At 56.1% G+C, this 12,848-nt stretch carries 6 protein-coding genes; 5 read left to right on the top strand and 1 reads right to left on the bottom strand.

Going from position 1 to position 12,848, the window contains the following annotated elements; genetic code table 11:
* The first annotated feature begins 78 nt into the window (after positions 1-78).
* From JFL75_RS10590 to pbpC, 3 genes are read left to right on the top strand one after another with little or no spacing between them, the layout of a single operon-like run.
* Positions 79-1,068: a hypothetical protein gene (locus tag JFL75_RS10590; protein WP_215626649.1), complete on the top strand. Its 990-nt coding sequence runs from the start codon at positions 79-81 to the stop codon at positions 1,066-1,068.
* Positions 1,068-6,725 (top strand): alpha-2-macroglobulin family protein, encoded by a 5,658-nt coding sequence (locus JFL75_RS10595; protein WP_215626662.1) that lies wholly within the window; start codon positions 1,068-1,070, stop codon positions 6,723-6,725. The genes JFL75_RS10590 and JFL75_RS10595 overlap by 1 nt, the downstream gene beginning before the upstream one ends.
* Positions 6,725-9,103: a penicillin-binding protein 1C gene (gene pbpC / locus JFL75_RS10600; protein WP_215626663.1), complete on the top strand. Its 2,379-nt coding sequence runs from the start codon at positions 6,725-6,727 to the stop codon at positions 9,101-9,103. Before JFL75_RS10595 ends, pbpC begins: the two co-directional genes overlap by 1 nt.
* A gap of 68 nt (positions 9,104-9,171) precedes the next feature.
* Here the strand turns inward: pbpC and JFL75_RS10605 are convergent, their stop codons facing one another.
* A complete protein-coding gene (locus JFL75_RS10605) occupies positions 9,172-10,212 on the bottom strand; it encodes an SH3 domain-containing protein (RefSeq protein ID WP_215626664.1) in 1,041 nt (346 codons plus the stop codon).
* A gap of 167 nt (positions 10,213-10,379) precedes the next feature.
* On the opposite strand from JFL75_RS10605, the gene JFL75_RS10610 reads away from it, so the two are divergent.
* Both JFL75_RS10610 and JFL75_RS10615 read left to right on the top strand, forming a co-directional pair.
* Positions 10,380-12,056 (top strand): FAD-dependent oxidoreductase, encoded by a 1,677-nt coding sequence (locus JFL75_RS10610; RefSeq protein ID WP_215626665.1) that lies wholly within the window; start codon positions 10,380-10,382, stop codon positions 12,054-12,056.
* An 82-nt stretch (positions 12,057-12,138) separates the two neighbouring features.
* A complete protein-coding gene (locus JFL75_RS10615) occupies positions 12,139-12,819 on the top strand; it encodes a peroxiredoxin (RefSeq protein ID WP_215626666.1) in 681 nt (226 codons plus the stop codon).
* Positions 12,820-12,848 lie beyond the last annotated feature (29 nt).

Genomic DNA, 12,848 nt, shown 5'->3' on the forward strand with positions numbered 1-12,848 from the left:
AAGATCCTCAATATAAACTCGACAAACCGGGAGATCTGATATACCATCGAAATTATCCCGCATAAATTGGAGTACGTTTTGCCGTACAGCATCCTGCAGAGGAGAACGTTTCCCCTATTGATTATGGCGGCTCTTTTATCCGCCGCTTCCTGTTCAAAGGAGAAAAGAAACCAATCCCCGGTCAGCGCGCCGGCGGTAAAAAACAGCTCCGGACTGACGCCGTCGGGTATCGTAACGATTCAAAACACACCGCTGTACCAATTTAATTCAGACTCGCGGAGAGGCGCTCCGCAGTGGGCTGCGGCGCTTGATTTCGGCGAAACCGTGGAGCTGGACGGTCCCTATAATCCCAACAGCTACGATACTATTGATGAAGAAAGCATAAATCTCATTCCCGTCCGCCGGCCGGCGTCCGCAGACGGCGGTCCGGAGCTGCGGGGATGGATGAACAGAAACCATTACGCTTCCGAAGATTCCAGGATCGCCGCGGTCATGGCGTCAGAAATCGTACTTGAATCCGGAAGCGGCAGCGTAACCATTACACGGGGATATCCGGTGGTTGTCTATCCGGATACCGCGGACGGTTCGGCGGTGAATATTTATTCGGTGGAATTTGCCAGCAGCTTTGATAAAAAGCCGGTAAAAAAAACAGACCTGTCCTTTAATCCCGATGATGTCGGCGTCGCGGTCAGCGTTGCCAGAGCCGCGGGGCAGCGGAACGCCGATAAAGCCAGGGCTATTCTCGAAGAAGCAGAAAAACAATATCCGGCCAGCGCGCTCGTTCCGGTGATACGCCGGCGCCTGGAACCGCAGCAGGACGCGCCGGCGGAACGTTCCCTTGAGCCGCTGATGGGAATTTTTTCCGTAGGAAACATGGCCGCGGCGGTATATGAACAGCCGGAAAAAACCGCGGCGATCCTGGGCTACATCGAGGAATTCGAGGATGTCACCGTAACGGCCCGGACGAAAACCGCGGAACAGGCTGATTCGGGAAGCGTCAGATGGTATTACAGTACCCATCCTCTGGAAGGGTGGATTTTCGGAACGGATCTTGAGGGGGCTGATTAATGAAACGGAATTTGCACAGAATGAATATTCAGAGAATTGTGATGACAGCAGTACTCTGTGTCGGAACCGCGGCGGCCCTCTGGTCCCAGAACGAACCCTCCGGAGGGGATGAACCCCTGAGGGTCGGAGAAGCGGCGATTCTGTACCAGGAAGCGCCAGAAGCGCCCGCACGGCGCCATCAGGGCGAACAGTACCTGCGGGCCGCGATCATTCCCATGAGCACCCCCGACGCTCCGGTACGGATACGGTTTGAAAAAGGGGTGGACCTTTCCAAGGTACGGAATTCCTCGGATTTATCCCTGAGAATTTCCTTCCCCTACAGCGGCAGATCTGTTTCGGGAAAATGGGAATGGAAGGATTCCCAGGAAGTACACTTCGTCTTTAACCAGCCGCCGTCGGTAGGAACCTATGTTTCGGTAACCGTCAGCGGGAGGGTCACCCTGCAGTCCGGCAATACCAGTCTTCCGGTATACTCCTCCCTTGAGTTTGTCGTGGAAAATTTCATGATGGGAACAAAGACGAATTCCCGTCCCGTGGTTCCCGGAAAACCTGCGTTTGTGGCGGTGCTCAACTCCGGAACCGGAAGAGTGGGAAACGGCCCGCTCCATCTGCTGTACGATCAGCCCGTTAACCACCGGGATCTCGCGGCCATGATTGAGGCAAGTTCGGGGACGGAAATGATTCCGGTGGAGGTATATAAACCGGATACCATCTTTTTCGATCCCGAGGGCCGGTATGAAACGAGCCACGTAGTGGCCATCCGTTTTTCCGAGCTTCCCCCGGACAGGGCAACGGTGAAACTGAAATACCCGCTGGAAGCGGTTTCCGGCACGGAAAGTTTCGCGGAAGCTTCGTATACGGTTTTTACGGATTTCCGGTGGTCCGGCTGGGATTTTGAACGGCTCCAGCGGGGAACCGCGGCCCGGCTGTCAAACGAATGGGAACTTTACTTCAATTCACCCATCGATCCTGTTTTATTCGAAGAATCCTTTTCCATCAGCCCAGCCCCGAATTACCTGACGCTGCGGTATTACGACAGAAGCGTTTATATCCGGGCGGACTTTGACATAGGCAGGACCTATTCCATGGAACTGTCCCCGGATTTTATCGATGCCCTCGGGAACAGGCTGCAGAATCCCATTTCCTTTGCCTTCAAAAGCCAGGATTTAACGCCCATCTTTGAGGTGCCCGTTACGCCCCTGGTCCTGGAAACCGGAACAAACCGGCTGCCGGTTAAATACAGAAATCTCAGGGATATTACGATCCGTACGTATACGTTTGACGGGGTCGGCAATTTTATCCGGAGCCTCGCGGCTAATGATCCGTACGCGGGAAATGTACGTTCCTCGCCGGGAGATTCGATTTCCGTGCGGCCGGAACAGAATACCATCAATCAGTTTTATCAGGCAGATTTTGGTATCGGTACCGAACCCGGTCTGAAACGTCTGGACATACAGGCCGCCGGGCGGGGAACGGAAGCGGAACCGCAGTATTCAAAATCCATCCTCCTTCAGTCCACCAATATCGGGATAAGCGCAAAGGTATCCGACGGAGCGGTCTTTGTATGGGCTACCCGGATGAGCAATACCCTTCCCATTAACGGGGCAAAGGTACGGCTGTTTTCCGCTTCGGCACAGCAGCTCGGTGAGGCTGTCACCGACGCCAGGGGCATTGCCCAGATAAAATCATCCCACGCCATTGGCACCGGCCTGGAGGCCCCGCTTTTTGTGTCCGTAGAATCCGGCGCCGATACGGCGGTCTGCCGTCTTATCAACAGTGAAATGTCCAGTCCCTGGCAGTTTAATATTCCCGGGGCCGTCAAAGGGGTAAATCCTCTGGGGGCCGCGGTATTTACCGAACGCGGTGTATACCGGCCGGGAGAATCGGTATACGTAAAAGCTTTCATCCGGGACCTGCCGGAGTACGAAGGTCTTTCCAGCGTGAACCTCAGCATCCGGGATTCCCGGGGCCGGGAAGTGTATTCCACCAACCGGGGCCTCGACGCGTACCGGGGATCGGCCTGGGAATACCGAATTCCCGCCGACGCTCCGGTAGGGGAATATTCCGCCGCCGTCAGCCTGGGAATGTTCACCACCTATATATCATTTAATGTAGAGGAATACCGGGTACCGTCATTTTTTGTCACCCTCGGCAGTCCCACCCAGAACTGGGTAATGGGCAGTACCGTAGTGATGCACGCGGCGGCGGAATACTTCAGAGGCGGCGCCCTGGGAAACAAAGCCGTGTCCTGGTCCGTGTACCGCCAGCCGGAAACGTTTACGGTCTCCCGGTTTCCGGGTTATGTATTTACCCTCGAGCGGGACCCGAATATGGCCGGAACAGTGTATGACGGCGGCGGCCGTCTCAGCCCGGAGGGAAGCGCCAGTATTCTGTTCACGCCTACGCACCCTGATTCATACGGCCCCATGCGCTATATCGTGCAGGCTTCGGTTACCGACGATGACCGCCAGACCTACGCCGGCAGGGTTTCCCAGATCGTCCACGCGACGGAATTGTATGTGGGGCTGCAGCCTCCTGCTAAACAGATATACCGTTCCGGTGAGCCTGTGGAATTTCCCTTTGTCGTAACCGATACCCAGGGCAACATACTGCCCGGCCGGGAAGTGAAGGTATTTGTGGACGTGCTGCGGTACAACCAGAATACCATGCTTGATGAAGCCGGCAGAACGGCGACTTATAACCGCCAGGTTATTTCAACCCATCCTGCCGGTTCCGTCGTATCCGGAACTATTCCGAAACAGTTTTCGGTTACCAGAAGTGGCGCCGGGTATTACCGGCTGCGGATGGAATGCAAAGACGGAAACGGGAGAACCGCGTCAACGGCGTTTATTTTTACCGTGACCGGTGACGGGACCGTTGCGTGGCCCCGGTACGACCGGGAGCGGATCGACCTGATCCTCGACAAGGAAACGTATAAAGCGGGCGACCAGGCGACGGTCGTTGTAAAATCACCCTTTGAAACCGCCAGAGGTCTGCTGACCGTCGAGGTTAACGGTGTGCTTGACGCGTACCCCTTCACCATCGATAAAAACACTCCCGCCATAACATTCCCGGTTAAGGCTTCCTATGTGCCCAACGCGTACGTATCGGTGATTCTGGTCCGCGGCAGGGTCCATTACGCCAAGGACGCCACGGGTTTTGAGACCGGCGCGCCGGCGTACCGGATCGGGTATTCCCGGTTTGAGGTTGAACCGGAAGCCCAGCGCCTGGCGATGAGCATAAACAACACACCCATCAGCGCGGGACCGGGAGAAAATGTTTCCGTCACCTTTAACGTACGGACACCTTCTGGAGGTCCGAGCGACGCGAGCGCCGCGGTAATGGTGGTGGATGAAGCGGTGCTTGGCCTCACGGGATTCAGAACCCCGGATCCGGTGAAACTGGCGTATTCATTCAGGGCACTTTCCATGCGGAACGCCTCGAACCTTCTGGACCTGCCCCACTCCCGGCGGTCCCGCTTTGAGGCGCTCTTTCCCGCCGGCGATTCCGACGACCCCGCCATGCTGTCATATTCCGATGATATACTCAGACGGCTGTTTAAAAGTACCGCCTTTTACGCGCCCGCCGTACGGGTCGGTCCCGAAGGCAGGGGAACATTCTCGTTCACCCTTCCGGATAACCTGACCACCTACCGTATTATGGTAGTGGCGGTCAACAAAAACGGCCAGATGGGTTCCGCCCAGGGAGTTCTGGAAACGAGGAAGGATCTGGTAATTGAACCGGTGCTTCCGCGGTTTGTCTATGAGGAAGACAGCTTTACCATCCAGGCCAGGGTCTTCAACAGAACAGACACCGATGGGGATGCCACGGTACGGGCGGCCTTCCGGGGTGTGAATATCACGGGATCTGCCGCGCCGGTAAGGATCAGGGTTCGGAAGAAGGATTCCGCCATGGCGTCCTACAGCGCACGGGTCATTCCCGGGGAGAAAAACATCCGGGTCCAGCTTTCGGCGGCCATGGGTGCCCTCAGCGACGGATCGGAATACGACATTCCGGTTAGGGTAAGGGGCAACAAGCAGCAGACCCTGGTCAACATGGTCGCGAACGGAAGGGAGGAACTGACCCTGAACCTTCCTGCCCAGAGGACGCCGGGAACCATAGAAATATCCGTATCGGGAACGCCCCTGAGCGAACTGAGGGACGCCATAGACTACCTCATGGAGTATCCCCACGGATGCATCGAGCAGACCACCAGCGGCACCTATCCCCTGGTGGTGCTTGAGGATCTTCTGCCGTCCATCGGCGTCAAGGCGAGTTCCCAGGAAATCAGGAAATTCGCTGAAGCCGGTGTAGCGAGGATACTGACCTTCCGCACAAGCTCCGGGGGCCTGGCATTCTGGCCCGGCGGAACCGAACCCCACGCCTTCGGCACGGCCTTCGGCCTTGCGGCCCTTATCGAGGCCCAGAAACGGGGATACACGGTACCGGATGAGGATCTTAAAATTATGGCCGATTACCTGGAAGGAATAATCGGCAAAGTGACCATAGGCAAAGAGATGCGGTCCCAGGGAGACGCGGATGCCGACTCTTTGGCGTTCTTTGCCATGACTCTGGGACGCATGGGCCGGCCCCAGGCCCGGCTCATTGCCGATCTCTGGGCGGCCAGGCAGAATCTGACCGCCTTCGGGTTATCGTTCCTTGCCGTCTCGGTGAAGGAAGCGAATATCACGTCAATTCCGGTGGGTGAAATCCTTGCCGCGCTGGAGAAAGAGACGGTCCAGACCGGAACATCGGCGACGTTCCCGGGAAGCATCAGCGGCGGCTGGTCTTTCGACTCGCCGACGAGATCCAACGCGGTCGCCCTCATGGCATACGCCATCGCGGACCCGGCCAATCCGATGACCCAAAAACTGCTCAGGGGACTGCTCGATAAGCGGAGAAGCGGACTCTGGGGCACGACCCAGGGCAATGTGTTCGGTATTATGAGCGTGTATTACCTTGTATCCGGACCAGGATCAAGCTCAGGAACGGAAGCCGATGATTTCTCGGTAGCCATTGACGGCAAACAGTACCCCGCTTCGGCTTTCACTTCGGCAAGGAATTCCGCAAGCCGTATCCTGACAATCCGGGAAGCCGATCTGGGATCCCGGGCGAACAGCCGGAGCATCGTCTTCAGCGGTCCGTCATCAACAGCCTATTACCTCAGCGCCCGGTCCGTTTACGATATGCCCATAAATACGGAATTCCTCAATCCAAAGGAATCGGGTATCCGGTTTACCAGAAGCTTCGAAACCCTCGCGGGGGCGGCGCTGGGTACAGAAATCCCCCTGGGATCCGTTGTGCGGGTGCGGCTTCGGGTGAGCACCAAGGCAAACCTGAACTACGTGGCCATTGACGATCTGCTTCCGGCGGGGTTTGAGGCGCTCAACACGGTCCTGCTCACCACCGAAGCCATCAGCGACGAAGGTGAGTCCGCGGCGGCAAAGCAATCAAAGCCTTACATCAGCTACCAGGAATTCAGGGATCACCGGGTTGCCTTCTATGCCAATGAGCTGCCGGCCCGGGACCATGAATTCGTGTATTACGTCAGAGCCACAACACCGGGGACGTTCTTCCTGCCGATCAGCCTGGCGGAAGCCATGTACGATCCGGATACCTACGGTACCACCGGCGGAGGCCAGATTACGATCAAGTGATGTTCCCCAAAAACCGGGGCCGCAGGGCTGTGCTGATCGCGGCAGCCCTGGCGGTTTTTCCCGCCTGCATTTTTAACGTGGTTCTCTGCATCACCGCTCCCTCTGCCGCGGTGCTCTACGAAGGAAGAGCTCCCTCCACGAGAATATATGACCGCAGCGGGGTATTCCTGCGGGAAGTAGTCAATGAACGGGGAGAACGGTGCAATCCCGTGGCATTATCGGAAATCTCTGCGGTACTTATTAACGCGGTGCTTACCGCCGAGGACGCGGCCTTCTACAACCATGGCGGAATAAACTGGTTTTCCGTCCTCAGGGCATCCATCGACAACAAACGGAGCGGACGGACAGTTTCCGGGGCGTCAACCGTAACGATGCAGCTGGCGCGGATGGTATTCAGCCATCCCCGGGATATGGAGGGAAAAATACGCCAGGGATTCGACGCCCTCAGGATAGAACGGGTTCTCAGCAAAGAGAAAATACTGGAAGAGTATCTCAACCGGGTTCCCGTCGCCCCGGGCTGCGAAGGCGTTGAAGCCGCAAGTTACCGGTATTTCTCAAAACCCGCCTCGGAGCTTGAACTTGCGGAGGCGGCCCTCCTGGCGGGAATGATACAGGCTCCCAGCCTGTACGATCCTGTCCGTGACCCGGAGAACGCTCAAAAACGCAGGGACTGGGTACTGCAGCGTATGTACGAAACCCGCCGCATCTCCCGGGAAGATTTTGAGACCGCCGCCGCCGTTCCCCTTCCGCGGGAACGGCCGGAAATACCCGTCAAAGCGGGCCACTTCACGGATTACCTGCTGGCGGAAACCCGCCGCCGGGGGGACATCCGTTCCAGCCTCGACTGGGAGCTCCAGGAGGCGGCCCAGAACTTGGCGGCCCAGCACACCCGGCGGTTCCGGGGAAACGGGCTGACCAACGCGGCGGTGGTTGTACTCGATAATGCCACCGGAACCATCCGGGTTATGGTCGGATCGAAGGACTGGGGAATGGATGAGAGCGGTTACGTGAACGGGGCCGCTTCGCCGCGGCAGCCGGGATCAACCCTTAAACCCTTTGCCTATGCCCTCGCTTTTGACAAGGGGTGGACTCCCGCGTCCCTGCTGGCGGACATCGAAACCGAATACATCAGCAATGACCGGACCTTGTACATTCCCCGGAATTATTCAAGAAATTTCAGGGGGCCGGTGCTGGCTAAGGAAGCCCTTGCCTCAAGCCTCAATATTCCGGCTATACGGCTGGTGAGAGACCTGGGACTCGCCGGCTTCCTCGATGTGCTGAGAAACGCCGGTTTTTCATCCCTCAACCAAAACGCGTCGTATTACGGTTTGGGGCTTGTACTCGGAAACGGTGAGGTAACCCTGATCGAATTGGCCGCGGCCTACGCCGCGCTGGCGCGGAACGGCCTCTACATCCCGCCGTCGGTGACTGAGCCTGAAAAAACGGAAAGCAGCGGCCCCATACAATACGGCATTACCCGGGCCAATGAACAAAGCACAAGAATATTTTCGCCCCAGGCAGCCTGGATGGTAACATCCATACTTTCGGATGAGGCGATGCGGGTACAATCCTTCGGAAGCGACTCTCCGCTGGTCTTCGGTTTTCCCGTGGCGGTAAAAACCGGTACATCCAGTGACTGGCGTGATTCCTGGACCGTAGGATATACGGAAGAATTTACCGTAGCGGTTTGGAGCGGTGATTTCGAATCGGTATCCATGAATCAGGTATCAGGCTCTTCCGGCGCGGGAATTCTCTTCAGCAATATACTGCATCTTCTTTACGATAATTCTGAATTTATCCCGGCCCTGCCGGAAACGCCTCCGGGAATAGAAACACGTATTGTCTGCGCCGAATCAGGGGGCCTGCCCCACGAGTTCTGTCCGAGAAAACTGACCGTCTCCGTACCCCAGGGAACGGAAATTCCCGGCTGCGCCGTTCATGCCCTGGTTTATGTTGATCCGGCATCAGGAGCTGTTTTGAGAACCGGGAACGGCGCCGCGCCGGAATACGCGCCCGTACGCCTCGTCTACAGTCTGCCCCCGGAATACGATGTATGGCTTAAGGAAAATGGTAAATTTACCATCCCCGCGGGAACAGCCTCCGGTACGGCCGTACCGGGTAGTCTGGTAATCACAAAGCCCCGCCGGGGAGACATTTATATCATAGAACCGGGATACAGCGCGGAGAATCAGACTATTGAGTTAACCGCGGCTTCGGAAATCAGAATGACCGCCATCGATTGGTATTTAAACGATACCCTGATCAGCCGAGCGTCCTGGCCGTACACCGTAAGCTGGCCCCTCGAAAAAGGCCGGCATGTGCTGACCGCCAGATCCGGCAGCAGCAGAAGTGACCCGGTTGAATTTGAGGTCCGGTAAAATAAAAACCCCCGCTTTAAGCGGGGGTTTTTCAGCGCCGTCAGCGCATTCAAAATCAGTCCGGTCCGTTACCGGGTTTCAAGAAAGGCGCCGAATACCCAGCCTTCCACGGGATCAACGATTCGGTACCATTTGGCACGGACACCGTTAACGGTAAAACTATCCACGGTTTCCTCGCTGACAGTCACCTCAGCATCCCGGCTCAGCTGCCCGACTACTTTTCCGGTTACCTCGTTCGGCTCATTCCGTACATTTACATTGTCGTCATTTACGAGCAGGAAGATCTGTCCGCTGGTCTGCACCGGCCGGCTGGGGGACGGATTTACCAGTTCCGCGATTTCATTGCTGAAAACCGAATCGGGATATTCCTGAAGGGCCGAATCCAGAAGCGCATTCTTGCGGATAGCTTCTTTTGTTATGGCCGCGGTCTGAAGCAGTATGGATGACTGGATATCAGTATCTCTGGTGGAATAACAGATGGTTTTTAAGTACATATCCCGGCGGTATATCTGGGCAACAGGATCATAAGCCGTAATTTTCACGAAGCCCTGGCTTTCGGTATTCTGCTGAATGATGAAAACCGTTTTAATCGGAAGTATATTTCCGGTGGCATCAACATTCTTGGGGGTCGTGTACAGTATGGCTTTTTCGTCTGTCACAACCGCGAGCTGGCCGTTGTAACCGAGGTGGGCATTGAGTATGTAATAGCGGTCACCGGTATCCCGGCGGACTTCAACCATGTCATAATCTCTATTTGAATATGTGGCGCGGATAACCGGCCCGACAACTTCCAGCCGCTCACCCAAAGCAAAACTGCCGAGCCATTTGGCGGTATACTTCTTTTCAGTTTTCTCCGGCTCACCTTCTTTTGCGGGAATCTTCTCTTCGCTTTCGGTTACACTGTAATACCCGGATTCGATCCTGAGTACATACGCGTATCCCCGGGAAGCAGAAGGCTGTTCCTGGGGGGCAGGCTGGGAAACGGAACTTTCCCCGGAAGAACCGGGACTGGGACTGGGACTGGGCACGGAACTGTTGCTGCCCTTATCACATGACGCCAGAAAAAAACAAACAAGGACGGCGGCAATAACGAAAAACCTCTTTCGCATGAATATCTCCTCAATACAGCTATAGTTAACAATAAAATTATACCGCAAAAAACAAATTACGAAACCCCTAAAACACATTTTCTTATAATTACCGGTAAAAAAAAATCCAAATAGGCATGGTGACATTATCACGGAAGGGTTACAAGAAATTGAATATTCTTCTATATATGAAAGTACTTATTATCGGAGGAGTGGCCGGCGGCGCTTCGGCGGCGGCACGGCTGCGCCGGCTGGATGAAACAGCGGAAATCATCCTGATTGAGCGGGGGGACTACGTGTCCTACGCCAACTGCGGACTCCCCTACTTTATCGGAGGGGAAATCACCGAAAAAAGCGCCCTGGCGGTACAGACCCCGGAGACACTGCGCATGCGGATGAATCTGGATGTACGCACCGGCCATGAGGCTCTGGAAATTTTCCGGGACGAAAAAAAGGTTCGGATCTGGAACATTGCGGAAAATACGGTTTATGAAGAAACCTATGACCGGCTTATTCTTTCCACCGGCGCGGAACCCATCCGCCCGCCGCTCCCCGGAGCGGATGATCCCCGGGTGTTTACCCTGCGTACTATTCCGGATACCTACCGGATTCACGATTTTATCAATGAAAATAATCCGAAGCGGGCCCTGGTGGTCGGCGGCGGGTACATCGGCCTGGAGATGGCCGAAAACCTGAGTAAGGCCGGACTTGCGGTTACGGTCGCGGAAATGGCGGACCATGTAATCGCCCCTCTGGACGCCGATATGGCCGGGGATGTTCACAGCTATATCCGAAGCCGGGGAATTGAGCTGCTCCTGGGAAATGGTGTCCAGTCCATAGAACCGGCGCCGGACAGCCTGCACGTAACCCTTGCCCGCGGAACAGCCCAGGCGGATATGGTCCTGCTGAGCATCGGGGTAAAACCCGATACGGCCCTGGCGAAAAAAGCGGATCTCGCGGTTAACCCCCGGGGCGCAATTACGGTAGACCGCAGCATGCGAACCTCGGATCCCAATATTTACGCCGTGGGGGACGCGGTGGAAATAACCCAGCTGGTAGGCGGAAAACCGGGTTACATTCCGCTGGCGGGGCCGGCCAACAAACAGGGCCGCATCGCGGCGGACAGCATCGCGGGGATTCACCGTGAATACCGGGGAACCCAGGGTACGGCTCTGATCAGATTCTTCGGTATGACCGTCGGCACCACGGGCCTCAATGAAACCGCCGCGGCTCAGGCGGAGATCAGCTATGATAAAGTATACCTCCTGGCGCTGTCCCACGCGGGCTATTACCCCGGAGCTGAACCTATGAACATTAAAGTCCTCTTTGAAAAGGAATCGGGCCGTATCCTGGGAGCCCAGATCGCCGGCTTCGGCGGGGTGGACAAGCGCCTGGATATTCTTGCGGCGGCAATCCGCCATGGACTCGACGCATACGACCTGTCGGAACTCGAACTCGGGTACGCGCCGCCCTTTTCTTCAGCCAAGGATCCGGTGAATATGGCGGGATTCATGATCCAGAACCTGCTCGAAGGCCGGGTGCGCCAGTTCCATTGGCAGCAGGTACCGGAGCTTATTGAACGGGGAGCACAGATACTGGATGTCAGTACCCCGGAGGAATTCAAATCCGGGCATATCGAAAATTCAGTAAACATCCCTCTGGACGAACTCCGGGACCGACTGGGAGAACTCAATAAAAAAGAGCCTGCCTGCATATACTGCCGGACGGGCCAGCGCAGCTATACCGCCGGCCGTATTCTGGAAGCCCATGGATTCACCGCGAGCCACCTCGCCGGCGGGTACCGTTTGTACGCATCCGCCGCTTTGGCCGCGCAGGGAGAACTAGCCTGTGTCCGCTGCCGCTGAGGCGGAGTGTGATATTGTCACGGAAATAAACAGCCAGGAGCTGTACACTTTCAGTGAAATTAAACTTTATAAGGAGAAAAATATGCAGGAAACTATTTCGGAAAACAGAATGCCCTTAATCGGCGATCCCGCTCCCGCTTTTAAGGCCGTTACCACCCAGGGAGAGATTAATTTCCCCGGTGATTTTAAGGGAAAGTGGGTTATCCTTTTTTCCCATCCCGCGGATTTTACCCCGGTATGCACCACCGAATTTATGACCTTTGCCTCCATGGCGGAGGAATTCAAAGCAATGAACACCGAACTGGTTGGACTCTCGGTGGATTCCCTTTACTCCCATATCGCCTGGCTCCGGAAAATTCAGGAACTGGAATGGAAGGATAAAAAGAACATCGAAGTACGGTTCCCGCTTATTGAGGATATCCGTATGGAGGCAGCCAACAAATACGGCATGATTCAGCCGGGGCAGTCCAATACCCAGGCGGTCCGCGCGGTCTTTGTGATCGATCCCCAGGGGAAAATACGGCTTATCCTTTATTATCCCCTGAGCACCGGCCGGAATTTCGACGAAATCAAACGGGTTATCCAGGCGCTGCAGAAGGCCGATGCCGACAGTGTGGCCACACCCGCGGACTGGCGGCCCGGGGATGATGTAATCGTTCCCACCGCCGGCAGCTGCGGAACCGCCAAGGAGCGGATGGAAAACCAGTCCGACGACCAGTACTGCCTGGATTGGTTCATCTGCTTCCGCCGGGAGAAGAAATAAACCTACTGCCCCAAAAGGCCGGCCCGGCA

This window comes from Breznakiella homolactica, assembly GCF_016616095.2.
GTDB classification, from domain to species: domain Bacteria; phylum Spirochaetota; class Spirochaetia; order Treponematales; family Breznakiellaceae; genus Breznakiella; species Breznakiella homolactica.